The following is a 26368-nucleotide window of genomic DNA, read 5'->3' on the forward strand; positions in this document are numbered from 1 at the left end:
CCCAGTATTTTTCCTATGCCTTAACCGATGTCAGCTTGAGCATTGCCTCGACCACTTGTTCCATGTGCATTCCGCGGCTACCCTTGATCAATAGGACATCGCCTTCGGCCACAATCTCGGTAAGAGTGTCGATCAGTTCTTGAACTGATGCAAAGTGGTGCGCCGCCTTCATGCCCTTGGACTTAGCGCCCTTCACATAGAGTTTCGCCTTTTCGCCAACCGTAAGGAGCATGTCGAAATTCATTTCGGGGACAAGCGCTCCGATTTCCTGGTGCAGGGAGTCGGTCATGGCGCCCAGTTCCAGCATGTCGCCAAGAACGGCGATTCGGCGGGAAACCTTCATGTTCCCAATCGTCTGGAGAGCCATCTTGGTCGAAGAGGGGTTTGCGTTGTAGCAGTCCGACACGATCTTGAAGCCATTCGCGTTCTTAATTTCCATGCGCATATTGGTCGAACGGAAACCCGCAAGGGCCTTCGCGATTTCGGCCTTCGGAACACGGAACTGGATACCCACCGCGATGGCGGCCAGGGCGTTGTAAAGGTTGTGGATTCCCGGCACGTTCAGCGTAAACTTGGTGCGGTCCACAAAGAATGTGGCGCAGTTATCTTCGTTCCAGGTCAGCTTTTCGGGCTTGATGATGCCGCGCTTCACGCCAAAGGTCACCACCTTGTAGTTCTTCTGGGTACGGCACTTGCAAAGTCTCGGGTCATCAGCGTTCACGATCAGCACGCCACCGCGCTTCAGCCCAGCGACAATCGTCTTCTTTTCGGCAAAGACACCGTCCAGATCCTTGAGGCGTTCTAGGTGGGAGGCGCCAATGTTCGTAATCACGGCGACATCGGGCTCGACAGCGAGCGAGAGCGGACGTATTTCATCCGGACCGCTCGTACCCATCTCGACGACAGCAGCCTCATGAGAATGCTTAAGCTGAAACAGCGTCATAGGCACGCCGATGTGGTTGTTGAAGTTTCCTGCGGTAGCATGCGTGTTGTACTTCATCGAAAGCACCGACTTCACCATTTCCTTGGTAGTCGTCTTTCCGTTACTTCCCGTAATAGCCACCTTCTTCACCTTGAAGTTCTTCTGGTAGCCCTTCGCAAGTTTCAGGAGCGCCTTCGTAGTATCTTCGACGGGGGCGTACATTTTGAAGTTTTCGATGCCCACGGCATCCTGGTTCACAACACTCATCAATGCTCCGTTCTTTTCCATTTGAGTTACAAACTGGTGCGCATCAAAGCGTTCACCCTTGATAGGCCAAAAGACCACACCCTTTGCCGGTTCGCGGGAATCCATGCACAGATTCACCTTGCGGTTCTTGGTACGGCCATCGACTCCCACCGAGAAAGTCTCGAGGATTTCCAAAAGTTCCTTGATTTTAAGATCCAGCTTAAACATTTTCCATTGCCTTCACCGCTTCTTCGCGGTCATCAAAATGATGTTTGGTCTTACCCACAATCTGATAGTCTTCGTGGCCCTTGCCCGCAATCACGAGCCAGTCGCCATCCTTAAGTTCGGCGCAAGCCTTGGCGATAGCCTCTTCGCGCTTTTCTACTACCATGAACTTATCCGTTTTCATGCCTGCACGGACATCGTTGATGATGTCGGTCGGATTTTCGGTACGCGGGTTGTCGGACGTGAGCCAAGCCTTGTCCGCAATGCGTTCTGCGATAGCACCCATAATAGGACGCTTCGTCTTGTCGCGATCGCCGCCACAGCCAAATACGCAAGAAAGTTTTCCACGGCAGAGGCTCCTTGCCGTCGTAAGGACGCGTTCCAGAGCATCGGGCGTATGCGCGTAGTCCACAATCACGTGGCGACCGTTCTTGTTCCAGACCTTTTCGAAACGGCCCGGAACGCGAACCGTCGCAATCGCCTTGCGCATGGCCGCTTCGGGAATGCCGATTGCATTTGCCCACGAAAGCACGAGCATCACGTTGTCCACGTTGAAGTCGCCGCACAGAGGCGTTTCAAAGCGCTCTGCACTGATCGCGGGCAACAGCATCTTGAGCCCATCTTCGGTATTTTCTACCGTACCTTCGGGCTTCACATTGGCACCAACGACCCCTAGACGAGAGACAGCCACCTTGCGGTCCGCTCCAATCTCCGCTAGGGAATCGTATAGTTTCTTTCCGTAGGTGTCGTCGATATTGATCACGGCGACACCGTCGCTTGCAAGGTAACGCGTAAACAGGAGTTTCTTTGCCTCGAAGTAATTGTCCATCGTCTTGTGGTAATCGAGGTGGTCCTGCGTCAAGTTGCTAAAGAGTCCACTCTTGTAGAGTACGCCCGCCATTCTTCCCTGGTCCAGCGAATGGGACGACGCTTCCATCACCAAGTCGGTGCAACCGGCTGCCACCGCCCTTGCGGCAAAGGCATACAAATCCAAGAGCCCAGGCGTCGTCAGGGTGGCCGGAACAGATGTATCGCCAATCTTGTTCTTGATGGTTCCAAGCAAAGCCACCTTGTGGCCGGCCGCCGTAAGCATCGCATCCATCAGGAATGCGCTCGTCGTCTTTCCGTTCGTACCTGTGACGGCGTGTGCCTTGAGCGTTGCAAACGGGTCCTTGTAAAACACCTTCGCCGCTTCAAGGCGTGCCGCCTTCACGTCGGCCACCTGGATCCACTTCGAAGTAAGTCCTTCGGGGGCAATGGTCTCGCTCACGACCGCAACGGCACCGGATGCCACCGCCGTGCGAGCGAACTCTTCGGATTTTTCTCCCGGCATCGAGAAGAACAAGTCTCCGGCCTTTACGCGGCGGGAGTCGTCGCACAGGCCATGCACATTCAATTTCTGCAACAACATTTCAGAAATCATCAGCCTTTCTCCTTTAGCGTAAGCTTGCAAATTTGACCTTTGCGGAGCGTCTCGCCGACCTTCGGCGTCTGCGACACAACGCGGCCCATACCCGTATATTCAACATTCATGCGGATATTGCCCGCAATTTCAAGAGCGTCCTTAAGCGAAAGCCCCTTCAAGTTCGGCATCGTCGATGCGTCAATATCGCCAAGCTTCAACACCAACGAAAGCGAATCGGCCTTATCACGGCGTACGGACACCACTCGGGAACCTTCGCCCTCAAACGACACCGGACAATTTCTAGACTTCGCGATGGCAGTAGCCGCCTCGGCCTTCATGCCGACATAGTCACCCTTGCACGGGGAATTCGGGCGCACCAGTTCAAGGGCATGCGCTGCCGGCGAAAGGTCAGGGTGGTAATAAATGCTTTCCATAATGCGGCGGAAAATAGGACCGGCCGTCGCACCACCCGTATGTCCGTAAAGCTTGTCGGCGTTCGGATCATCGACCAGTACCAGGCATACGTAGCGCACATCTTCGACCGGGGCAAGGCCAATGAAGGAGGCCACCTGGTGTTCGCGGTCGTATTTGCCGGTCTCCTGGTTGTACTTTTCAGCCGTACCCGTCTTTCCGCCAAAAATCACGTCGGGAATTTTCTTACTCGCCACACGCTTTGCCGTACCGCTATTCACCACACGGTTTAACATTTTGCGAATCGAAGCCGCCGTCTTTTCCGAAATCACGCGGCGCACCTTCACCGGGTTCTTCTTTTCCACCAAGTTTCCATCGGCGTCACGCCATTCCTTTACAATCATGGGCTCCATCAGATTGCCACCATTGGCAACCGCAGAGTACGCCATCACCATCTGGATCGGCGTCACAGACACAGCGTGACCAAAGCCCATTGTCTTCAGCGTGCGGTCATCCTTCGTGAGCTCGTAGGGCATGTAAAGGCGTCCAGATTCTTCGCCGTAAAGGTTTTCCGATGTCTTCATTCCAAAACCGAAATTGCGGGCCATGCGGTAGAGCCGTTCGGCGCCCACCTTGTCGGCAATCTTTGCAAACACTATGTTCGACGACTGCACCATCGCCTCGGACATATCCATGTCCCCATAGACGTGCGTGTCGCAGATGCGGTCCGATTTCGGATTCCAGCTCCAACACTTGCCTTCGTCCACAAACACGGTGTCTTCGGGAACCACATCGTTTTCAAGGGCAGCCGCAGCCGTAATCACCTTGAAAGTCGAACCCGGTTCATACGACATCGCGACGATGTCGTTTTTCGCCATACGGCCAACACCCTGCTTCTTGGAATTCGGATCAAATGTCGGGTAGCTTGCCATCGCAAGGATTTCGCCCGTGTAGGGATCCACCACCACGGCAGACGCACTGGCCGCACTGAACTCGGTCACACCATCCTTCAGCGCCTTCTCCACTAGTTCCTGCATGTTTCTGTCAATGGTCAGCACCAGGTTCTTGCCCGGCTTTGCCTCGGCCACATTCTCGGAGCGTCCGTAAATTTCCTTCTTGCGGGCGTCCTGGATTCCCACGCGGAACCCTTCGTTTCCGCGCAGGCGCAAATCGAAGATGCGTTCCATGCCCATGCTGCCCATGCCATCGTAGCCGACCTTACCCACAATCTGGGAGGCAAGCTTACCCTGCAAGAAAATGCGGCTGTAATCTTCGGCCCTGCCCGTATCGCGCAGGTTTGTCGCTAAAACGACTCCGTTTCTGTCCAGGATTTCACCGCGTTCAGCATAAATGTTCTTGGTCACCGTCACGGTGCTCTTCGTCTTGGCCTGGTAAACTTCACGGTTCAGCACCTGAATGTTGAAGGTCTGCCACGCCAGCACACCAATCAAGCCAAGCACAAGCATCTTGCCCACCGAAAGGGCGTCCATATTCACTATGTTCATGGCGCCCCCGTCACACGCACCTTGGTAGGTACGCCGTTCAAACCCAGTTCCGCCTCTTCTGCAAATCTCGAAAGCGATTCCAAAGACGAGAGCCTGTTGATTTCCAACTGCTGCAGAACAAGTTCCCGCTGCAAAAGACCAATCTCGACGACCAGTTCATGGGATTTCGTATAAAGTTTCGTCAAGCGGTTCTGCATATACAAAGGCAAAATCAAGAGCAGCGCGGCCACCACGACGACACCGACAAAAATTCGCACAATAATGCGATTGGATTCAAACAAGGCTATTTTCGGCTTTTCACTCATACCCGTTCGTAAATCCTCAACTTCGCAGAGCGAGCCCTGCTGTTCTTAGCAATTTCTTCGTCAGAAGGCAGAATCGGTTTCCGGTTCACCTTACGCAGGCGCTGGTGGTTGCCGCCACAGGTACACACCGGCAAATGCGGCGGACAGATGCAGGCGCGTTCGAATTCGACCGCCGTTTCCTTGACGCAGCGGTCTTCCACGGAATGGTAGCTCATCACCACTAGGCGCCCACCCACCTTTAGGCAGTCCACAGCCGCGCGCAAGCTATCTTCAATTTCCTTGAGTTCGCCGTTCACTTCCATGCGAATTGCTTGGAATACGCGGGCAAGGAGCCCGTTCACTTCGCGGCGCTTATCGGGGAACACGGACTCCACCACGGCCTTCACATCGGACGGCAAAATTTCGCGGCCGTCACGAACGACCTCGGCAACCATTTCCAAAAGACGCGTCGCAAGCTTGAAGGCGCGGTCCATATCCGCATTCTTGCGGAGAGCCGCTGCAAGCGTATCAGCATCGACTGTCTTGAGCCATTCCTGCGCAGACACGCCTTCGCGGCGGTCCATGCGCAAGTCGAGCGGGTTGTTTCCCACAAAGGTAAAGCCGCGGTCAGAAGCATCGACCTGGTGGCTGCTAATGCCCAGGTCGTAAAGGATGCCATCTAGAGTATTCGGCGCTATTTCGTTCTTGAGTTCGCCAAAGCGAACCGGGTGCACAATGAACTTGCATTTCACGCCTGCAAGGCGCTTCGTCGCAAACGCCACCGCTTCTTCGTCACGATCGAACGCGTGAAGCGTTCCCTCTTCATTTAATTTGTTTGCTACCGCATAGGAGTGTCCGCCACCGCCGAGTGTACAGTCGCCATAAGTTCCATTCGGCTTTATATTCAGACCCTCGAGACACTCCGCAAGCATTACGGGATCGTGGTAGAACACTCCGTTCTCAACACCCGCAAGGGCTGCTTCGGAATGAGCCGAATCACGGCCCGTCCCAAACAATTCATTTGTCTGTAATCGGTTCTGACGAAGGTCAGCGTTTGTCATCTAGACCCTCCGGCAAACCAAGCTTGTAGAACATCTCACTGAATGCCGTTACGTCTTCTTCGGTCTTCTTACCGTACTTAGCGTTGTAACGTTCAGGGTTCCACAAATCCAGAGACCATCCACGATCGGCGACATATATCACTTCGTTCGTGAGTCCCGCATATTCCAGCAAATTTTTTGGAATGAGGATGCGGTTTTGGCCATCCATCTCAACGGTGGTGGCTTCAAGTTGGTACCGGAAAATTTCGGCTTGCTGGCGGTCTTTAAGAGCGTCAATTTCTGCCATGAATTTGTCGAATTCCGAAGTGAGGTACAACCGGAGGGTGTGGTTCGGGCCGCAGGCGACCACAAACTCATTCCCTTCAGTCGGCCCAAGCTGACGACGGAATTCCCTGGGGAAGGAAGACCTTCCCTTTCCGTCAATAGCCGTCTGGGCTTTACCTATGAAACGAGACAAACTCATTATATTCCTTGGGACAACTTGCCACAACACTTATCACACATGGTAAATTTACCCATTTTCTACCACAGCGGCAACCCTAAGCCCCTGTTCTACATCCTTTTCAGAAAATTTTATGCTCGAAAGCATACGAAAAGCATACCTCGGCCCCAGGTCTAACAAGAATAAAGTGTACAGATGTGCATTAAGCACGTAAAAAAAGAACCTGTGCCTTTTTTGCACAGGTTCAATTTCAAAATGTCCTAGGCTAAAACAGGAGCCCTATTCCGCCCAGTGATTTCCGTTGTAATTACGGGCGGTGTCCGCATCCATTCCAATTTGGCGCACCAGGTCGTCTAGGCTCGGGAATTTCTGCTCAGGGCGCAGGTACGCCATCAAGTCAAGCACCATCGGGCGACCGTAAATGTCTTCGCTAAAATCAAGTAGATACGCTTCGATAGCCAAGCGCTGGTTGCCCGTAGAAGGCTGTGTGCCGATGTTTACCACCGCGCGGAAACAGCGCTCTCCCCCATCGCCATCGGGCAAACGGGCCGTCGCCACGTATACGCCGTGCTTTGGCAAGAACTTGTACTTTTCCACCTGCAAATTCGCCGTCGGAAATCCTATGGTATGGCCAAGGCGCTTGCCTTCGACAATCGTTCCAGACAAACGATACGGGCGCCCCAAATAAGTCTGCGCACGCGACACGTCGCCGTTCAAAAGCGCATTTCGCACAGCGGAAGAACTCACGCGTTCGCCCTTGTGCAGCACAATCGAAAGCATAGCCGTCGAAATTTCCGGGAATGCGGCTGTAATGGTTTCGTAGTTGCCCTTACCACCTGCACCAAAGCAATGGTCGTGTCCAAAGAACATTGAGCACACGCCGCGCTTTTCAATCAGCTCGGTACGGACAAATTCATCGAACGGGAGCTTTGCCACTTCGGGCGTAAACGGGAGCACCAAAAATTCAAGTCCAAGACTTTCAATAAACTCGCGCTTTTCTTCGGTGGTCGTTAAGAGCAACGGATCACCGGGAGTGTGCAACACGTAATTGGAATGCGGCTCAAAGCTAATGACGGTAGGCGTCAGGCCGTTCACTTCGGCAACGGCCTTGAGCGTGCGGAAAAGAGCCTGGTGTCCCAGGTGGCATCCGTCAAAATTACCCATTGTCACAGCACGCTTCATTTTTCATCCTCGCCCAAATAAAATTTCGGCTTGATTCGCCCCGGCTCATAAGAACATAAACTCAAGACTTCGCCTTGCATGTTCGCGGCAAACACATGGCCCTCGGGACCTACGCCCTCGACTTTCTCTTTCCACGGCAACCAATTGCCCTGGCGGATTACAGCCACCTGTTCGTCGGTCAGGCGCACCACCGGAAAGTCGAGCACCGCATCGACCGGCAACAAGTTTTCTCGGGTCAAGTCCTCGCCACGCACCGCCTTATCTAAAGTCACATTGCCGATGCGGTGTCTGCGTATCATTGACACGCACGCGTAGGTCCCGAGCGCACGCCCGATATCGCGACCGAGCGCACGAATGTAGGTTCCCTTGGAGCATTCGCAAATCAAGTCAAAGGTCGCAAATTCCTTGCCGGAAGAGCCTTCGGTCACTTCGCCCTCACCAATCACCTTGAGTTCACCAATGTGAATCTTGCGGGGTTTCAATTCAATATCGCGGCCACGTTCCATGAGGTCACTTGCACGCACGCCGTTGATTTTCACGGCGCAATACTTCGGTGGCACCTGTTCGATATCCCCCGTAAACTGCGGAAGAACGGCATCGAGGGCTTCGCGGGTTATGGATTGCTTCACCCCTTCGGGGTTCGCAATGACGGACGAGGCGAGTGCAGCGGAACCGCTTGCGGATTCTATTGTCGAGCCGATGCCGTCATGCGCTTGCGCAATGAAGTTTGTCTCATCTTGAGCGATGACCTCACCGTCCCACTCGAGAGTGTCGGTTTCGTAACCCAAATGCAGCCTAAAACTGTAGCACTTGTCCTTGGCTTCGATAAAGGGCAACAATCGCGTGCAGCGGCCAGTGGCGGCAATAATCAAACCCGAGGCACGCAAATCCAGCGTACCCGCATGGCCCACACGCTTCGTAGAAAAGACCCTTTTCAGCGGGAAAAGGGCCTTAAAAGAAGTTTCACCAGCAATCTTGTCCAACAGAACGAAGCCGGAATTACTCAACTAGAGATCCCCTTTCTGCTTCAGTTCGGCCAAGATGCTTTCGATATGCATGGCGTGTTCCAAATTTTCATCCAGAACAAAGTTCAGTTCGGGAATTTTCCTAATCTTGAGCGCCTTGCCCAAAACCGTGCGGATGTACCCCGCCGAATTCTTGAGGCCAATCAGCGAATCGCGCTTTTCCTTGTCAGTTCCCATCACCGAGACCATCACCTTTGCATAGCTCAGGTCGTCGGTAATCGTCACGCGCGTAATGCTTGCGAGGCTGCTCACGCGAGGATCCTTCAAGCCCTTCTGCAAGAGCTTGCCGATTTCCTCGCGGAACTGTTCGTCTAATCTGTCTGTTCTTCTACTCATTTATATTAAGCTGTGAGGTGCGAGGTCGCGCTAAAGCGCTTTGAGCTCGCTTCGCTTTGAGGTTAAGGATTCCATTTTGCGCCATAGGCGCCTAACTTATACCCAAAGGCACAACGTGCCGACCTCATCGCTCAGAGCCTTGCGCCGCAAGGCGACCTCAGACCTAGTTACTTCCTACCGTCTACTTAACTTCCTCTTCCGCGGTCTTCTTCGCCTTTTCTTCGGCTTCTTCGCGGGCCACATCCTTCAGGGTACGAGCAACCTTCACTTCCTTGAAGAAGATCAGGCTATCGCCTTCCTTGATGTCTTCGTAACCCTTAAGGCCGATACCGCATTCAAAGCCACGAGCGACAGACTTGACGTCGTCCTTCATGCGCTTCAAGGACTGGACCACGGTCGTACCGAGTTCCACACCGTTGCGGTACACGCGCACATGGCTCGTGCGGTCGACTTCGCCGTCGGTAACCATACAGCCAGCGATGAGACCGACCTTCGGAATCTTGAACACCTGACGGATTTCGGCTTCGCCGGAGAGTTCTTCGCGCATGGTCGGCTTCAACAGGCCTTCCACAGCGTTCGTGATATCTTCGATACAGTCGTAAATCACGCGGTAGTTGCGAATTTCGATACCTTCCTTCTGGGCCATTTCGCGGATAGAAAGCGACGGCATCAAGTGGAAGGAAATAATGATTGCCTGTGCGGTCGTAGCCAAGAGGATATCGGATTCCGTAATGGTACCCACACCCTTGCGGATAATGTTGACGCGCACTTCCTTGTTGGTAAGCTTTTCGAGGCTTGCTGCAAGAGCTTCTGCAGAACCGCCCACGTCGGCCTTGACAATAAGGTTAAGTTCAGAGAGTTTGCCTTCCTTACGATCGTTGAAGGTATCTTCCAAAGTCTTGACGTTACGAGAACGCAGGTCGCGTTCACGGGCAGCCATACGGCGCTTGGAGGCAATTTCACGGGCAGTCTTTTCGTCTTCCACCACGATCAAGTCATCACCGGCCTGCGGAGTACCGTCAAAGCCGAGCACCTGGCACGGAGCAGACGGAGGAGCTTCCTTCATCTGTTCGCCACGTTCGTTAAACATAGCACGGACACGACCAGCGTAAATACCGCAAACGAACGGGTCACCCACATGGAGCGTACCATTCTGCACGAGAATCGTCGCCATAGAGCCCTTACCCACGTCGAGCTTGGATTCCACCACGGCACCGCGGGCGTGTGCATCGGGGTTCGCCTTGAGTTCAAGCACTTCGGCTTCGAGGGCGAGCGTTTCCAAGAGGTCGTCCATGCCCTGGCCCGTACGTGCAGAAACTTCGATACAGCTGGTAGAACCTCCCCACTGTTCCACTTCCACGCCGCGTTCAGCGAGCTGGGCGCGAATTTTGTCGGGGTTAGCCGTCGGCAAGTCGATTTTCGTGATTGCCACGACCATCGGCACCTTTTCGCGCTTGGCAAGTTCAATCGATTCAACGGTCTGCGGCATCACCATGGAGTCGGCTGCCACCACGAGCACGATCACGTCGGTCACCTGAGAACCGCGAGCACGCATAGCACTAAACGCTTCGTGACCCGGAGTATCGAGGAAGGTCACCTTGCCCTGCTTGGTCGTGACTTCGTATGCACCGATGTGCTGCGTAATACCGCCCGATTCGCCGGACACCACGTGAGTCTTACGAATCCAGTCGAGCAAAGAAGTTTTACCGTGGTCCACATGGCCCATCACCGTCACCACCGGGTGGCGCGGCTTCAGGTTTTCAGTGGATTCCTCTTCCACACCGAGCACTTCTTCTTCGTATTCTTCCATCAACTGGGCTTCATAACCGAATTCATCGGCCAACAGCTGGATGGTTTCAAAATCCAGGCGGGCGTTGATGGTCACCATCATGCCCATTTCCATGCACTTCGCAATCACGCGGGCCGGCATCTGGTCCATAAGGCCCGCAAGTTCGCCCACGGTAATGAAGTCGGAAGTCTTGAGGATTTTCTTTTCTTCGCCGGAATCGTTGTCATTGTGTTCCTTACGATAGACCTTCTTCACGGGCTTCTTGGAAAGGTCGGCCATCACGCGGGAAACGTTCTGGCGAACGGCTTCCTGCTGGATTTCCTGGCGCTGTTCCATGCGGTCCTTGCCATTGCCACGACGGTTCTTGTCGTTTTGACCATGGCGACCATTCTGCTGCTTTCCGCCCTTGCCGCCCTGGTTCTGTCCAAATCCCTGGGCAGCACTGTTGCTCGCATTGAAGGCGTCCTGCATCGAACTTCCCGTAAAGCCGCTGGTACGGCCCGTAAAGGTACGGCCACCGTTATTGTTGCCACTACCATTACGATTGTCGCCACGGCGACCATTGTTGCGGTTGTCCCCGTTGTTGTTCGAAAGGCGTCCAAAAGTTCCCGTGTAACCCTGCTGGTTTCCACCGCCGCGGTGTCCACCGCGACCGGCCTGAGCCTGCTGCTGAGACTTCTTGATACGGGCAAGAATCGCTTCGTCGGGCTTGAACACCTGAGCCTTCATCGGGGGCTGCTTGAGTTCCATGCCGGGGGTCACCATCGTAGGCTTTGCCGGGGCGCTCGGGGCTGCAGGAGCAGCGGCGGGAGCCACAGGCTTTGTCTCAGTGGCCACAGACTTTACTGCGGCAGGAGCGGGCTTGACAGCCGGAGCGGCGGGCTTTTCAGAAACGGCAGGAGTTGCAGGTGCTGCGGGAGCCACGGGGGTTACAGCAGGCTGAGCGGGTTTCACTTCTACCGGAGCAACCTTGACCGGAGCCGGTTCAACCTTGGGAGCCTCCGCGACCTTCGGGGCCGAGGCGGGCTTCACTTCTGCGGCGGCAGGAGCCGCAGGCTTCACTGCTGCAGGAGTCGCGGATTTCACCGTCGCGGCGGCAGGCTTTGCAGGCTTCTTGCCCTTGATGAGCGTCGCCTTAAACTTGCCGTTTCCAGAAGTCGAAGCCTCTTTCTTCTTGTCTTGAGAAGCACTGGAAGTTTCGGCTGAAGCCGCCTTCTTCAGGTTCTTGTTGCGAGATTCGGCCTTTTGCCTTTCAGCTTCTGCGGCAGCTTCGATTTTCTCATAATCAGCCGCAGCAACCTTGGACATGTGTGTACGGACAGTCACACCCGCATCGCGGAGCAACTTCATCACGACGTCAACCTTGACGCCATGAGATTCGGCCCAATCCGCCGGTTTAATTTGTTCTTCAATAGCCATGAATAGCTTCCAATGTTCCTTTTTTAATCAAACTATTAGCGCATGCCCTTGTTCTGGTTCAGGTCGGCAGACGACGGAGAGGTAATCTTAGCCTTCGTTTCGTCATCCTTTTCGTTCCATTCGTTTTCACCGAACACGTCAAGGTTGCGCTGCACCAGTTCGGCAGCAAGCTTCACATTCTGACCGTTCTTGCCAATGGCAAGCGCCAAATTGTCGTCACTAATGATCACAACCGTACGACGCGTATCGGGCACATGGATCAGCTTGATGACGTTTGCCGGAGTAAGGGCGCGGGTAATAAAGGAATCCAGGTCCGGGTTCCACTGCACAATGTCAATGCGCTCGTTGCCGAGTTCGCGCACAATCGTCTGCACGCGGGCACCCTTCATGCCGACGCATGCGCCGACCGGGTCAATCTTTTCGTCACGGGAGTACACGGCAATTTTCGCACGGAAACCCGGTTCGCGGGCAACGCCCTTGATTTCAACCGTGCCTTCGTAGATTTCAGGAACTTCCTGGCGGAAGAGTTCCTTGAGGAAGTCACCGTTTGCACGGGACAAAATCACCTGGGCACCGTTCTTCGAGGATTCTTCCACGCGGGCAATCACAGCCTTGATCGAGTCACCCTGAGACCAGCGTTCGCGCTTGATCTGTTCGCGGGCAGGAATCATGGCTTCGGTCTGCTTGCCGAGCTTCACGATGATATTACTTTGTTCAAGACGAAGGATTTCGCCGCTCACCATCGTTCCGATACGGTTGCGATAGGTGTCCATGATCTTCTGGCGTTCGGCGTCGCGGATCTGCTGGTTCAAAAGCTGCTTTGCAGTCTGAATGGCCTGGCGACCAAAAGCGGAGATAGGAATTTCCATTTCGAGGGAGTCGCCTGCCTGAGCGTCTTCGTTGAAGTCGCGGGCTTCTTCCACCAGCATATAACCCTGGTCGAGCTTTTCCACTTCGGCAGCGGTCATGTTCGGGTCGTAGTCCGGATAATCGTCAACCACGGCCACGCGCAGGTACACATGGACTTCGTTCGCTTCCTCGTCGATATCCACGTCGATCTTCTTTTCGATGTGCAGGTACTTGCGAGCCGCTGTCACCAGCGCTTCCTTCAGAGCATTGCGCACAACGGAATCATCCATATCCTTTGCTTCGACAACACCTTTCAGCACTTCGAGCAGGTTTACCTTCGGTTCGTTCTTCATAACATGACCTTCCTATTAAATTTGTACATCCACTTTTGCCACCAGCACTTCGGAGCGGGGCACGACCACATCACCGGCATTTCCCTTGAGGGTGATGGTCAAATTCTCTTCATCGATAGCCTTCAGTTTTCCAACCACGGGCTTACCGGTACTGCGAGTCACCCGAACAAAGCGACCAATGTTGCGGGTGAAATCGGCATCCGACTTCAGGGGGCGGTCTAACCCCGGCGACGACACTTCCAAAGTGTAGGCGCCTTCAATAATATCAGGATCTATGTCCAAGGCATCGGACAAGTGACGGCTCACATTCGAGCAATCGTCGATGGTCACCCCTTCGGGCTTGTCTATGTAAAGGCGAAGCGTCTTGCGTTTGCCCGCACGGAACATGTCCTGTTCCACCAATGTCACGCCTACGGCTTCGCATGCCTCGGCAATAAGCGCATCCAACTTTTGGTTAACCAAATAGACCTCGTATAATAAACGGCGTTCGTATACGGCCCCGAAATCTGCTCATTTAAGCCTAAATCGGGTCCACGAACGTCAAGACACACCAAATAGAGAAATTTTTTAGGGTCTAGGCAACCGAAATATTAAGAAACGAGGGCAAAAAGGGGGTAATGTGGGATACGAGATTAATTTCTCATCACTGCCTACAGCCTACTTCCTACTGTCTACTTCCTACTGCCTACTATTCTATAATTGCTACATTTACTGCATGGCTTATGTACTTTTGATTATCGCTTCTTTGGTTGGACTCGCCGGCTGCGCCTATTTCTTGCACAAGAACATTCTCGTAATCCGCGAAAAGAACAAGAACGAACCCAAGGCATACAAGCGCAAGCTGAACTATGTTCTTACAGGCCTCTGGTACGGCTACCTGACCATTTTCTTTCTGGGCTTGACGATTAACAATATCGGGAACTGGTAAGTCCCTACTTTTGAGCATCTAGCCAGCGTTCGTACAAGAAGAGCGCAATCAAGTTCTTTCCATCGATAAATTCGTGGGCGGCGTCCTCGTAAGGAAGCACCACCGTCTTAATCCACTCGATTTCTTCGGTGTATTCCTGATCCTTGCCATCCATGGCTTTGAGCTGTTCCGGCGTCACGTCGCGTTCAATGGCGTACAGACGAATGCGTTCGTCCAAGAGCCCGCAGCTCGCCGCAAAACCATCACTTTTGCCCTTGTACCAGAAATCCATCAGGTCGATCAGTTCGGAATCGTCAGCCTTGATCTGAGCTTCTTCTTCGAGTTCACTCAAGGCAACCTTACGATAATCCCCCGTCCAGTCGAGAATGCCCGCCGGAATTTCAAGGGAGGCCTGTTCTCCAATGGCAAATCGCGGCTGGCGCACCAGCAACAAGTACTTTTTGCCTTCGCAACGCAGCACCACCAAAATACCTACGGCATTACCGCGCACAAGCACAATGCCATGCACCGGACGGCCATCCGGGAGTGTCGCCGTCGCCGTAAGCTTAATAAATAGCGGCTGGCGCCCCTTACGCAAAAAGTCCACCGAAGAAAAGTGGACCTTCTGCACCACAAACTTGCCTTCGGAATTGGCAAGCCAGTCCTTGTAAATTCGGGAGTTCAAAATCACCGGGCGATCCGCTTCGGCAATCTCAGATGCAAAGGAATATTCAATCATTTTTCTTTCAGAGTGTCAGGCGCAACCGACGCCTTTTTCCAAATTTTCTTCAGGCTGTCCAATATGACAACGCTTCCGGTATCGAGGACCATCTGGTTCCTGGACATGTTGTAGACCATCCACTCTTCCTGCGAAGCAGGCCCGCAGAAAGACTCGTCTTCATCGGGGGTCATGAGTTCGCGAATAAAACGGACGTGATCGCCCACGGTAAAGTTGCTGAGGTTGAACTGACTGAAGGTTCCGCACTTCGGAATCTTTTCGGCATAGTAGGTGCTGTAGTGCCAAATCGTATCGGGGCGTTCCTGCAGCTTGCCAAGCTCCGTCGAATCGTTTTCCCATTTGGAATTGATGCAGTACACCGAATCGGAATCGGCGCAGGCATAATGCACCGGCACAAGGTTCGTATCGTTCACGGACCAGCTCATCGGATACACCGTATCGGCAACCGTCTTCTTGCACATGTCTACGCGGTGCGTACACACCGACTTCATGGTGCGCCAGTAGAACACGCGCGGGGTGAGCGAGTCCAATACGCGAATTACCGTCGGAATCTCCTTGCCCTTCTTCTTGTCCTTGGTCCGTAGCGGATAGGCGTGGGGGTCGGAAAACGACGAATCCAGGTAAATGTAGAAGGTGTCCCTGGAAAAGCTTCCGCGGCGAAGCAAAATAGAATCCAGCACGGAGTCGACATCATTTTTTACCTTGATGATTCCGACTCCCTGCATCTGTTCCTTGGAAAGCGTGACTTTCAGAACCGTGTCGGGGCGGTAATAAGGAGCGGCGCAGTCCTCGGCGGTCGCATGAATGTCAAGGCGCGGCATCAGCCAGAGGATTGAATCTTCCTTGCTGTAGGAAAGCTTGATCGATTCAAGGGCACAGTTCGAGAAAGTCCACATCTTGCCCATTCCTAGGAACAGCGTGTCCTTGGAAAGATGAATCGTCTTTCCCGAGTCCAGTTCCGCAGAACCAAAGAACCCTTCACCGTCATAGGAGAAATTTTCGCCCATCACATCCAGCGGGCCATCCGTGTCCTTTTCGCAGCTTGCAAAAAGAAACAGCGTAAGCCAAAGTGAAGCAACAAGGAAAAATTTGAACAAGGAGCCAAGCATAAGACCAAAGGTATTAAAAACCGATCGTTTTTTCAAAGGAGAGAATCGAATCCGGCAGCACAGGATGTGTCGATGCATAGAAATCAGTCCAGCGCACAAACTGCCCGTTCTGGCGAACCGACAGGAAAAACACGGCGCTGTCCTTGGGCGAAAGCCTTCCCAGCACCGTATTCATGTCGATGCTTTTTCCTACAGAAAGCGAATCGCCCAGAACGCCCATCCCAGAAGTCCGGCTCATCACATTGTAACCATGATCGATTTCCACAAAGAAGCCCGACGAGTCGCGGCCCGTTTCAAGAATGCGACCCGACAACACCGGATATATAGGAGCTTCGCCGATTCCTAGGAACACATCCATCGCCAAAAGGGACTCCTGGCCCTCGAAATCAAAGTTGTCGTCAATCGGAAGCGCCGACCACGACAGCGGAAGGCGCGGGCAGACTCCGGGGAACTTGCAGCCGGAATTTTTCGACACCCAGATATAACTCGAGTCTTCCTTCATGTAGCGGAAATAGACATTCGGCAGGCTGTCTTCGTGCATAACGAGCACCGCATTATTGAAATCATCGACAGGCGCTACCCAGTGCAGCTTGGACTTTACGCTTTTGCGAAGCGATGCCACATACCGCAAGAACGGATTCGGCAGGCGCGTCAGCGGTACGGAATCTTCGACAATCCACGAGCACTGCGCAAGTCCCTGCTGAAGGGCAAACGGCGTTCCGCCATTCAACTTGCAACGGGAATCCCAGGTCTCGATTGCCTTGTCACCGCTTTCTGGCAGCGGGAGCGCATCGGCTATCTTTGCGGCGAGACCAGACCAATACGCCAAAAAAGCGGCAAGTGTAAGCAACACCAACCGTATCAGCGGAAACTTGTGTTGAAAATTGATTGGCTTTCGCTTTCGTTTGTATTCTTGGAACTCAACAGGCATCGGACTAGAAGTAGAAGAACGCTAGAGTTCCACCCACAGCCGCAAGCAACAACAAGATGACAATGATCACCGTACGAGTCGAAGACGGTTCGTCGTCGAACGGGACATCGAGTCCCTTCTTCTTGGTCGTGGGCTCTTCTTTCGCAATGGCGTTAAAGCTCTTGGTAAAGCGGCGGTGCGTTCCCGTAGAGCGACGGTCCAGATGGTGCGAAGGAGTTTCTCCGCTCATATTCTGGGACGCAACCGGATGGTCCGGAGCCTCCGAGGACGAAGTAGACTCGTCTGACTTTTCGGGAGCCTGGGCATGTAACGAGAAGGACATCATGTCCGATTCGTAGGAGAACACCTTGATGCTCTTGTCGAGCCCCACCTTCTTGAGTCCGTCGATAATCGTCTGGTTGTTGGTAAGAACCGCAAACAGCCCCTGACGATCGTCCATTTCCTGCTGGAACTGGATAAAGGCATTGTAGGCATCGCTATAGACGAAATCGAGTCCCGTCAGGTCTACCGCCAAGAACTGCTCATCCTTCTTTTCTGCAAGGAGCGCGCGAACGTCTTTTTTGAATTGTTCAGCATCAAAGGCCCCGATCGGATTCAACGGGGCCGACATCAAGTCAAAAATTCCAACTTCGCGGTAGTTCTTTAATTGCGGCATACTAGAAATATAGACTAAAATTCAACAAAATGTGCGATTGCTCACAAAAAAAGATGCAAAATAGCAGAAAGAAACCTCGGAACCTGCTCTACTCCAATATTTCGTCATCGGTCTCAACGATGGGTGCCGGCTGGGATGGAGCCTGTGCAGGAGCCGCCGTCGGCGCCTGTTGAACAGCCTCATCCGAATGTTCCTGGGCGTTCATGGTTTCTTCGGGGACGCGTTCCATTTCATCGTAAGAGTCCTCATTTTCCGGTTCCTCGGTCAAAACCTTGGACGGCTCCGAAGACGCCCTCGAATTTTCCGGCTTAGGATTATGCGAGAACAGGTAGGGGCTTACGCTCACGCTGATACGGTGTACCGGAGAAAGCACCGGGTGCGACTCGAAAGCATAATCGATCTTCACGAACTTTGCAACCGTTAGACCCGCACCCGCAGTCACGCTCTGAAACGTGGTAAAGCTCGAAAGGCCTGCCCGGAGCGAAAGGCCAAAATCAAAGGCAAACTCGATACCGCCGCGGCCACCCGAAAGCCAATCAAGCGGGTCTTCCCAAATGCGCGCGCCACGGTCCTTGTCCGTCTCGAAATCCAGGTCGCGGGCTTCTTGGTGGAATAGTCCCGCCCCCTGCCAATACAGATTCAACTTGCCATACAGGTACGGCACTCCGATTCCATAGCTTGCTGCCAGGTAGAATTCCGGCGAGGAATATTCAAACTCGCCCGATTCCCAGGTCGCCGCCGAAGAAGTCCACCCCTTCAACAAGCCGGACACATAAAAATCGTCCAAGACGCGATAGCGCAGTCCCGCATCGCCTCGGAATCCATAGCCGGTCTGGTCCATTTCACGGTAAAGTCCGTGGAACCCCACGCCGAGGTCAAGCCTTTCGGTAAGACGGCGGCCAAATGTCACCGAGAAAACCCAGTCGGCAATCGAGAGCGTATTGTAGTCGCTGCCTTCGGGCAGGGGCTCGCCTTCCTTGATGTAGGGAATGTCATCTGCACCAAAACGGGAAAAAGAAACTCCAAGGCCCTGCCCCACCCCGAGCGGAATCACGGCCGAGGCAAAGTCGTACTTGGTGTCTTCGTAGTACTCAGTATGCGAGAATGACGCCCAGGCGTAGTCCACATTAGAAAGCTGGTAGGGGTTCGACATCAGCCCCAGGTAGTCGCCATCGACTGCCATGGTCGCAGAACCCAAAGCGGCAGACCGCGCACCCGGCTCAATGTCCAGGGTCGCGTTTGCACCCGACACACGATTGGCAGCAGAAGAGAAAACCGTAAATGACAGCACCGCAAAGAGAGCTACCACCGCCTGGTGAAAGCTCTTTCGTGAATGCACATCAAAAAATTTTGCCAATGTCATACCTTATCCCTTAAGATAGATTATTTTTACGCCGTAGACCAACGAGAATACACACCCATGAACCTTTCTGAACACATCGAGCAGTTTCTACAATACCTTGCGGAACGACGCAGGTTTTCGCCGCGTACGGTGGACACCTACAAAAAATCACTCGCAAAGTTCATGGAGCACCTAAGAGCATCGAATAGCTCAAATGACAACGCTGCAAACCTAGAACTTTCCGCATTTGCCGAGATGAACGTGAAGAGTTTCGTGTGGGACATGAAGATGAAACAGAAGCTTGCACCCACGAGCATCTGCGAACACCTTGCCGCCTTGAAAAGTTTCGGCAAGTACCTGGTCAAGAGCAAGATTATCGAAAAGAATCCCTCCGAAAACGTGCCCATGCCAAAGCGACCAAAACGGCTGGTGAACATTCTCGGACAAAAAGACCTCGCCGAAGAAAAATTCCCTGAAATCGAGAACCCGACGCTGCAACAGGTGCGGGCGCGCATTTTGCTTGAACTCATCTACGGGTCGGGGCTGCGCATCTCGGAATGCCAGATGCTCACCTGGGACCGCATTGACGCAAACGCGAAACTCGTGCGCGTGCTCGGCAAGGGCAACAAGGAACGCATCGTGCCGCTCACCGAAAGTTTCATCGACCGCATTTCGAACTTCAAGCAAATGGAAGTGGAAGCGGGCCATCTCCCCACCGCCACGGGATACGTATTCCTCAGCGAAGACGGCAAGCCGTTTGGTCTACGCACGCTACGAGACGACATCAAAAAACTGCTCCGCGAAATCGGCTGGGAAGGCAAGGCGTCCCCGCACGTGCTGCGGCACAGCTTTGCCACGCACCTGCTTGAAAACGGAGCCGAAATCATGAGCGTCAAAGAGATGCTCGGTCATTCGAGCATTTCCACTACACAAGTCTATACGCATGTCAATGCAGAACGCTTGCGGGCAGCCTTCAAAAAGACCCACCCGCGAGCATAAAAAGTGACTAGTGGTTAGTGATTAGTGGTTAGGATTATAAACCTGTTTACTAACCACTGTCTAACTAAAAGAAACTTCCCTTGATGCCGACGGCGATGGTCCACTGCTGACCAAAGTCATCCCAGTCAGGAGCGTCCCACTTGCGCATCGGGGATTCGTCGTATTCGTCATCGGGGTCAGCGGCGTTACTCTTGTCGTGGAGCGGCAAGGAGACTGCAAGGAACACCGGGAAGTCCGCATTCGAAAATTCGATGCCATAAGCGAAGGCTACAGACCACGCCTGGTGATCAGGGTCTGGGCGGGGGTCGTAGGTCCCCGCCTTTTCGGAATTGATCCAGGCGACTCCGAGCGGCACCGAGAAGTTCACGCCGAAGCTCTGCACAATGCCCGGACGGCCACGGTAACCGTAAGCGATCGAGCCGCCCACCGAAGGCGGCGTGTAGGCACCCAGGTCGTTTTCTCCATAAGGCTTGAAGCGGTACTCGAAACGATCCCCATCATGCTCGATGTCCTTCCAATAGGAATCGTTGAATTCGTTCTCGCCCGAAATCAGGTGCATGGCAAACGGATGCGTATAGGATAGCCCGTAAAGCCAGATGCCCTTGTCGGTATCGCGGCTGTAATCCCAGCCGAGCGTGAGCGAGTAAAGGCCCGAGCCCTTCTGGAAACTACTCGGCAAAATTTCTTCGGAAGCATCGGTTCCGCGCTTGATATCGTACTGCCCCGTGGGAATGGTGAGGCTTGCCGAAAGCGATGCGGCACCACCGCTGCCGATCGTCTTGCTAAAGTCAAACGACACATCGCCCACGCCACCCGTGGTGCGATCTGTCGGAATCTGGTTACTGCGGTACTGCACTTCGCCGCTATGGCTCATCCACGGAATGGAGACGCCCACCTTGGTAGACCAGGTCGGCTTAAACGACAAGTGCGGAGTAAACGTCGTGCCGGAAAAATTCTGGCCGACGCTGTACTTGGTAAATGCTTCAACTTCAAGGTAGCCGCCAGAGACGCCCTGGCCAATCCACTTGATGCCATCGCCAGAACCGCCACCGGAACCGCCCGCGCCACAGCCGCCAATGGACTCCCACGGAGTCGCCGGTTCAACAGGAGAATGGAATCCGACCAAAAAAGCACAACACGCAGCCGCTGCCACGGCCATTCCTGGAACAATCCCGCTAAATAAATTCTTCTTCACAGTTTACCTCACGGGAGTTCCAGCAGATAGCCATAATTTGCCCCGGTCGACAGGAACCTGCCATCGGGTGAGCGCCCGCCAATCATGGGAATCGGAGCAAGTTCAATCACTTCACTCAGCCACACAAAGGCAAGGTCCGATGGAGCCCCCGCCATAAGCGAGACTTCGCGCATCGCCGTGCGGCCCGCGCTGCCATCCTGCACAGAAGCATCGGACAAGTCTTCCTTGTTTACATACTGATGCCCTTGCGGGAATTCCGCCCAGACCACAAAAAGTCGTGTTCCGAACTTAAACCAATGGGGCTGAACCGGTTCCGAAATCATGCCCGCGGTCTTTTCGATCTCAATCGGCTTCGAATTCTCGGACAATTCCTGGATAAAGGATTTCCACCCCGTCATCGAGGAATTGATCATGTTGTAGACCACAAAATTTCCATCGGGCGAAATCATGGGGCTGTCCATCATCCAGCCGTCGACATCGGCAGGCTTCTTGAGAGTCTTCGCCTTCTTAACGCCGCCCGCCGCAAAGTCCACAAACACAATCTGGTCCTTCTTGTTCACGTAGGCTAGGCGCACCTGGTCTGTTCCAAAAAATCCCTGCACCGTAGATTCATTAGCCGACGTATCGGGAAGGGCCTCCGGGTCCACCCACAAGTGCGGCGTTGCAAATTCGCTGATATCCTTGTCGTAGAAGAAGAACTTCTTCTTGTCGGCCATGCGGACCGCAAAAAGTCCATAATCCAGATTTTCGCAGGACTTGCTCTTCTTGGTATCGAACGCACGGAGTGCTACGATAAAGTTCGGATGCGTACTCCATTCCGGATCCTGGAACTGGCAGTCGCCGGCCTCGGTATCGCGCATCAGGTACCAGAGCACATTGCCCGCCGTATCGGACACGGAAAGCCTGTCGTGCTGAACCGCCTTCGTCACGGTATAAATAGAATCAGGTGCATTCACCTTCAGCGTACCGCCAAAATTCAGCCAAAGCATCGATGCAGGATAGTCTACCGTGTCCTGCGACACAGAGGGATTACAAATCTGCTTGCCATCATTCACGGAGAACAGTCCCTTCACTTCGGAAGTTTTCACATTCGTTTCCGATTCGACAAACTGTTCCGGCTCGTAGACGCAGGCCGAAAGCATCAACATCAAAGATATGGCGGCAAAAGGTAAATAACGCATTGTCCGAAATATACTAAAACTTTATTCGCTTCACCTGGTAAAAGTAGATTGCCATAATCACAGAAATCGTAAGAATCCAGCTTACTGGGTACACAACCATCAGCGAAGCGAACGATTTGTACCTGGGGAACACGAAAATCACCCAAAGGATGCGAATTCCACAGACCCCCGCCATGCAGGTGAGCGCCGGAGAGAGCGACTTACCCATTCCAGAAAGTGCCCCCGAAAACACATCCAGGAACACGTTGATTGCCAAAAGTCCCACTACCACATACATACGGATGGAAGCGATCTCGATGATTTCGGCATTGGACGTAAACACGCTCAGCATGGGGCGAGCAAAAATGCAGCAGAGCGCGCTCAGGACGATGGTAGAGGAGCAGCCGAGCAGAAGCGTCCAGCGGACTGTACGGCGACAGCGTTCCATGTTCTTTGCACCAAAGTTCTGCCCCACAAAGGTCACGCAGGCCTGCGAAAACGAATTCAACCAGTAGTACACCACAAATTCATAATTGAGCGCAATCGCCGAGGCCGCCACCGTCGCAGATCCCAAGCTATTGATGGCCGACTGCAGGCACACATTGCTAAACGAGAATACGACACCGCGAAGCCCCGTCGGAATCCCTACGCGCAGGATTCGGCTCAAGAAGAAGGGTGTTACGCGCAGCTTCCAGAATTCCAACTTGAATGGGCCAACTTCGTGCAGCAAGATGTAGAACAGGGTGACTCCGCTGATTGCATTAGCGAATACCGTCGCAACCGCAACACCCGAAACGCCCATGTCAAAGCCCGCCACAAGAATCAGGTTCAGCACCACATTCACAGCCCCCGCCACCATAAGCACATAGAGCGGGCGCTTGGTGTCGCCCTTTCCGCGCAGGATCGCCGCGATAAAGTTGTAGACCATCACAAAGGGCATCCCTACAAAGTAGATTTGCAGGTAACGCACCGCCATGTCCAAAATATCCGATGGCGTAGAGATTGCCGTAAGGATCAGTCTTGCAAAAAAGACTCCCACAAAAGACAGCAGAATTCCGCTAAAGAAGGCAACCATCACCGACGTGTGCACGCTGCGGGTCACGGAACGGTAGCTACGCTCACCGATGGAATTGGCGACCACTACGTTCGCCCCCACAGAAATTCCGACGAACAGGTTAATGAGCATGTTGATGACGAACGTATTCGCGCCCACCGCAGCCAAGGCCTTGTCACCTGCAAACTGTCCTACTACGGCAACGTCTGCCAAGTTGAACATCTGCTGAAAGATGCTGCTCAGGGCAATGGGAATGGCAAACCTCAGGATTTTTCTCCCAAGGGGACCATTCAACATATCCATATTCAGCTTTGAGTTGGCAGCAGACATACAGTTCCTAAAAAACGGGCGTAAATTTAGATTTTAACTCACTCTCATCCAAGAGCAATTTGCTAACTTTACATCGCAAAAAACGAGCGGCATGGCAATTGCCAAATCAAGCCGCCAAAACTGGAGATTATCATGGGTTTCAAATGCGGAATTGTCGGCCTCCCGAACGTAGGCAAGTCCACCATCTTTAACGCAATTACCAATGCCGGCGCAGAAGCCGCCAACTACCCCTTCTGCACCATTGAACCGAACGTGGGCATGGTGAGCGTTCCCGACAGCCGTCTCGACGAACTCGTAAAAGTCTACAATCCGAAATCCATCGTCCCCGCCGTTACGGAATTCGTGGACATCGCAGGTCTCGTGAAGGGTGCCGCCCAGGGTGAAGGCCTCGGCAACCAGTTCCTGACCCACATCCGCGAATGCGAAGCTATCATGGAAGTCATCCGCTGCTTCGACGACGAAAACATCGTGCACGTGCACGGTTCCGTGGATCCGGTCCGCGACGTGGAAATCATTGAGACCGAACTAATTTTGAAGGACCTCGATTCTGTCGAAAAGCGCCTCGCTACCGAAGCCAAGGCCGCTCGCATGGGTGGAGCCGAAGCCAAGGCCCGCCTCGCCGCTTGCGAAAAGCTCCGCGACGCCTTCCAGGAAGGCAAGGCCGCACGCACCGTGATGCACGACAGCGAAGAAATGGAACTCATCGTGAAGGACCTCGCTCTCCTCACCGCAAAGCCGCTCTTCTACTGCGCAAACGTCAAGGAAGACGATATCCTGACCGGTAACGCCTATGTGGAAAAGCTCAAAGAATACGCCGCCGCAAACGGCCACGAAGTCATCATGATCAGCGGCAAAATCGAAGAAGAACTTTCTGCCATGGAACCCGACGAGAAGGCCGAATTCCTCAAGGAACTCGGCATGAAGGAATCGGGCCTCGACGCCGTGGTTCGCAAGGGCTACGAAATCCTCGGGCTCCGCACCTTCTTTACCGCCGGCGAAAAGGAATGCCGCGCCTGGACGTTCCATGCAGGCTACAAGGCCCCGCAGTGCGCAGGCGTGATTCACACCGACTTCGAACGCGGCTTCATCCGCGCAGAAACTCTGAGCTACGCCGACTTCCTCAAGCACGGCAGCTGGAACGCCGCCAAGGAAGCAGGCCTCGTCCGCACCGAAGGCAAGGAATATGTTGTACAAGATGGCGACATCATGTACTTCCTGTTCAACGTGTAAGATACACGCTCACATCTGCTCAAGTTTACCAAAAAAACACCGACTCCCTAGCCGGTGTTTTTTTTTGATTATCAGTCCTTTATACAACGGACAGAAAGGGCGGCATCACGTTTTTCATTGGATTTCCATACCGCAGGAGAATACACAATCTCATCATCAACTTGACTCCACTCAACTGCAAAAACGAAATCGTAGGCACGATAATTGTCTTGTTCCGTCGAAGTCCAGAAACTAGCCCTTTTCCCATACGTAAAGCTGGTAGTCCGCCTAGAACCAGCCGGCAGCACGCTGAATCCCGTCGTATTTAAAATTTCACTAGGAAAATTCCATTCAACATCCGCCATCAATGATGCTGCCGCACCGTAAAAAGTCCATCCACCCGCATCCACCGAATCAGCGAATGTCTTACACAAAAGGGAAAATTCATCTTCACTAGGCAAATGAAATCCTTCAGGACAGATTCCTTGTGCTAAAGAAGCAAAGGTATAAATCCTACCATACAGTTTGCAATTCCCGACAAGGGTAGTGTCGTACATCGTTCCATTGGCGCACCAACTCTGAGTACCGTCTTCATATGCATAATTCAGATTCTGGGCCATCCAAGTCTGCACGCCTCCATCCACCTCGATGTCAATGGTCTTGTAGACTTGCCCGTCACGGACGTCTTTGAATTCGTCGTACTGGACATCCGGCTTCAACGCTTCCCAAGCAGAATCTAGCGCTAAGCTAGAGCTACTATAAATTCCATCAGGAAGGTGTATTGAATCAACAGAGGTCTTTGAACTGGAAGAAGACTTTTCAGATAAAGCTGAACTACTCGAAACAGTTTCCATTGAAGCGTCTTCCGAAGAAGCCGATGTGCTATCGCCACATCCGGAGAAAAACAGCAGAGAAAGAAGAATCAAAAGCAGCTTCATAATTTCAAATATAATTTATATAAAAAAGGGGGGGGGATGTTTCCCCCTCGCTTTAGCCACTGCTCAGCCTGCTCCGCACGCGGACAAATTACGGCCTTCGGCCTTTACTGTCCGCTTTGCGGCCAGGCTATCGCCGTGTCTACCGCAACCCCCTCGCCTAGGGGGACACCCCCTAAGACCCCCGCGCAAATCGAACGGTATATAAAAAAAAGGAGCCCCTCGCCTTTAAGGCAAGGGGCTCCGTGAATCCAGCGGCGACCTACTCTCCCGGGCCCGTGGGCCAGGTACCATCGGCGATGAGGGGCTTGACTTCCGTGTTCGGAAAGGGAACGGGTATGACCCCCTC

The 26368-nt window shown here is 53.4% G+C and carries 24 protein-coding genes and 1 rRNA gene; 3 read left to right on the forward strand and 22 right to left on the reverse strand.

Annotation, left to right across the window (positions count from 1 at the left end; all coding sequences use genetic code 11):
* Positions 1-13: 13 nt before the first annotated feature.
* The 12 genes from murF to rimP all read right to left on the reverse strand — a co-directional run bounded on the left by murF (position 14) and on the right by rimP (position 13916).
* Positions 14-1396 carry a UDP-N-acetylmuramoyl-tripeptide--D-alanyl-D-alanine ligase gene (murF, locus tag ACKI61_RS01700; RefSeq protein ID WP_407456082.1) on the reverse strand — a complete coding sequence of 461 codons (1383 nt, stop codon included), beginning with the start codon at positions 1394-1396 and terminating at the stop codon, positions 14-16.
* On the reverse strand, positions 1389-2816 hold the full coding sequence (locus ACKI61_RS01705) for a UDP-N-acetylmuramoyl-L-alanyl-D-glutamate--2,6-diaminopimelate ligase (RefSeq protein WP_407456083.1): 1428 nt from the start codon (positions 2814-2816) through the stop codon (positions 1389-1391). Before ACKI61_RS01705 ends, murF begins: the two co-directional genes overlap by 8 nt.
* The gene (locus tag ACKI61_RS01710) at positions 2816-4714 is read right to left on the reverse strand and encodes a penicillin-binding transpeptidase domain-containing protein (RefSeq protein ID WP_407456084.1); all 1899 of its coding nucleotides are present in this window, start codon (positions 4712-4714) and stop codon (positions 2816-2818) included. Before ACKI61_RS01710 ends, ACKI61_RS01705 begins: the two co-directional genes overlap by 1 nt.
* A complete protein-coding gene (locus tag ACKI61_RS01715; protein ID WP_407456085.1) occupies positions 4711-5019 on the reverse strand; it encodes a hypothetical protein in 309 nt (102 codons plus the stop codon). Before ACKI61_RS01715 ends, ACKI61_RS01710 begins: the two co-directional genes overlap by 4 nt.
* Positions 5016-6059, reverse strand: a complete 1044-nt coding sequence (gene rsmH / locus ACKI61_RS01720; RefSeq protein WP_407456086.1) for a 16S rRNA (cytosine(1402)-N(4))-methyltransferase RsmH — start codon at positions 6057-6059, stop codon at positions 5016-5018. The genes ACKI61_RS01715 and rsmH overlap by 4 nt, the downstream gene beginning before the upstream one ends.
* Positions 6046-6522, reverse strand: coding sequence for a division/cell wall cluster transcriptional repressor MraZ (locus tag ACKI61_RS01725; protein ID WP_407456087.1), 477 nt, complete (start codon positions 6520-6522; stop codon positions 6046-6048). Before ACKI61_RS01725 ends, rsmH begins: the two co-directional genes overlap by 14 nt.
* Before the next feature lie 258 nt (positions 6523-6780).
* Positions 6781-7683: a riboflavin biosynthesis protein RibF gene (gene ribF / locus ACKI61_RS01730; RefSeq protein ID WP_407456088.1), complete on the reverse strand. Its 903-nt coding sequence runs from the start codon at positions 7681-7683 to the stop codon at positions 6781-6783.
* Complete coding sequence (locus ACKI61_RS01735) at positions 7680-8690, reverse strand: tRNA pseudouridine synthase B (protein ID WP_407456089.1); 1011 nt, start codon at positions 8688-8690, stop codon at positions 7680-7682. Before ACKI61_RS01735 ends, ribF begins: the two co-directional genes overlap by 4 nt.
* On the reverse strand, positions 8691-9044 hold the full coding sequence (gene rbfA, locus ACKI61_RS01740) for a 30S ribosome-binding factor RbfA (protein ID WP_072800168.1): 354 nt from the start codon (positions 9042-9044) through the stop codon (positions 8691-8693).
* Between the two features lie 181 nt (positions 9045-9225).
* Positions 9226-12252 carry a translation initiation factor IF-2 gene (infB, locus tag ACKI61_RS01745; protein ID WP_407456090.1) on the reverse strand — a complete coding sequence of 1009 codons (3027 nt, stop codon included), beginning with the start codon at positions 12250-12252 and terminating at the stop codon, positions 9226-9228.
* A 35-nt stretch (positions 12253-12287) separates the two neighbouring features.
* On the reverse strand, positions 12288-13454 hold the full coding sequence (gene nusA, locus ACKI61_RS01750) for a transcription termination factor NusA (protein ID WP_407456091.1): 1167 nt from the start codon (positions 13452-13454) through the stop codon (positions 12288-12290).
* Between the two features lie 15 nt (positions 13455-13469).
* Positions 13470-13916 carry a ribosome maturation factor RimP gene (gene rimP / locus ACKI61_RS01755; RefSeq protein ID WP_407456092.1) on the reverse strand — a complete coding sequence of 149 codons (447 nt, stop codon included), beginning with the start codon at positions 13914-13916 and terminating at the stop codon, positions 13470-13472.
* Between the two features lie 253 nt (positions 13917-14169).
* Here rimP and ACKI61_RS01760 point away from each other — a divergent pair, with 253 nt between their 5' ends.
* Positions 14170-14382, forward strand: a complete 213-nt coding sequence (locus ACKI61_RS01760; protein ID WP_407456093.1) for a hypothetical protein — start codon at positions 14170-14172, stop codon at positions 14380-14382.
* Between the two features lie 4 nt (positions 14383-14386).
* Here the strand turns inward: ACKI61_RS01760 and ACKI61_RS01765 are convergent, their stop codons facing one another.
* From ACKI61_RS01765 to ACKI61_RS01785, 5 genes are all read right to left on the reverse strand, one after another.
* Positions 14387-15100, reverse strand: a complete 714-nt coding sequence (locus ACKI61_RS01765) for an NUDIX domain-containing protein (RefSeq protein ID WP_407456094.1) — start codon at positions 15098-15100, stop codon at positions 14387-14389.
* Positions 15097-16209, reverse strand: coding sequence for a hypothetical protein (locus ACKI61_RS01770; protein ID WP_407456095.1), 1113 nt, complete (start codon positions 16207-16209; stop codon positions 15097-15099). The genes ACKI61_RS01765 and ACKI61_RS01770 overlap by 4 nt, the downstream gene beginning before the upstream one ends.
* Positions 16210-16222: 13 nt before the next feature.
* Positions 16223-17038 (reverse strand): peptidase M23, encoded by an 816-nt coding sequence (locus ACKI61_RS01775; RefSeq protein WP_407456096.1) that lies wholly within the window; start codon positions 17036-17038, stop codon positions 16223-16225.
* Between the two features lie 106 nt (positions 17039-17144).
* Positions 17145-17795, reverse strand: coding sequence for an STAS domain-containing protein (locus tag ACKI61_RS01780; RefSeq protein WP_407456097.1), 651 nt, complete (start codon positions 17793-17795; stop codon positions 17145-17147).
* Between the two features lie 88 nt (positions 17796-17883).
* Positions 17884-19134: a hypothetical protein gene (locus tag ACKI61_RS01785; protein WP_407456098.1), complete on the reverse strand. Its 1251-nt coding sequence runs from the start codon at positions 19132-19134 to the stop codon at positions 17884-17886.
* An 81-nt stretch (positions 19135-19215) separates the two neighbouring features.
* Between ACKI61_RS01785 and ACKI61_RS01790 the strand changes: the two genes are divergently transcribed.
* Positions 19216-20136, forward strand: a complete 921-nt coding sequence (locus tag ACKI61_RS01790; protein ID WP_407456099.1) for a tyrosine-type recombinase/integrase — start codon at positions 19216-19218, stop codon at positions 20134-20136.
* A gap of 64 nt (positions 20137-20200) precedes the next feature.
* Here ACKI61_RS01790 and ACKI61_RS01795 read toward each other — a convergent pair whose 3' ends face one another.
* The 3 genes from ACKI61_RS01795 to ACKI61_RS01805 are packed head-to-tail and all read right to left on the reverse strand — an operon-like array spanning position 20201 to position 23875.
* Positions 20201-21331 carry a hypothetical protein gene (locus tag ACKI61_RS01795; protein ID WP_407456100.1) on the reverse strand — a complete coding sequence of 377 codons (1131 nt, stop codon included), beginning with the start codon at positions 21329-21331 and terminating at the stop codon, positions 20201-20203.
* Between the two features lie 8 nt (positions 21332-21339).
* Positions 21340-22512: a hypothetical protein gene (locus tag ACKI61_RS01800; protein ID WP_407456101.1), complete on the reverse strand. Its 1173-nt coding sequence runs from the start codon at positions 22510-22512 to the stop codon at positions 21340-21342.
* Positions 22513-22525: 13 nt separating this feature from the next.
* On the reverse strand, positions 22526-23875 hold the full coding sequence (locus tag ACKI61_RS01805; RefSeq protein WP_407456102.1) for an MATE family efflux transporter: 1350 nt from the start codon (positions 23873-23875) through the stop codon (positions 22526-22528).
* A gap of 132 nt (positions 23876-24007) precedes the next feature.
* On the opposite strand from ACKI61_RS01805, the gene ychF reads away from it, so the two are divergent.
* Positions 24008-25105 (forward strand): redox-regulated ATPase YchF, encoded by a 1098-nt coding sequence (ychF, locus tag ACKI61_RS01810; protein WP_407456103.1) that lies wholly within the window; start codon positions 24008-24010, stop codon positions 25103-25105.
* 71 nt (positions 25106-25176) lie between these two features.
* On the opposite strand, the gene ACKI61_RS01815 is transcribed toward ychF, so the two are convergent.
* Together ACKI61_RS01815 and rrf are read right to left on the reverse strand one after the other, a co-directional pair.
* Positions 25177-26022, reverse strand: a complete 846-nt coding sequence (locus tag ACKI61_RS01815) for an FISUMP domain-containing protein (RefSeq protein WP_407456104.1) — start codon at positions 26020-26022, stop codon at positions 25177-25179.
* Between the two features lie 246 nt (positions 26023-26268).
* Positions 26269-26368, reverse strand: a 5S ribosomal RNA gene (gene rrf / locus ACKI61_RS01820); the annotation flags it as partial.

This window comes from Fibrobacter sp. (genome assembly GCF_045601785.1).
Lineage (GTDB): Bacteria > Fibrobacterota > Fibrobacteria > Fibrobacterales > Fibrobacteraceae > Fibrobacter.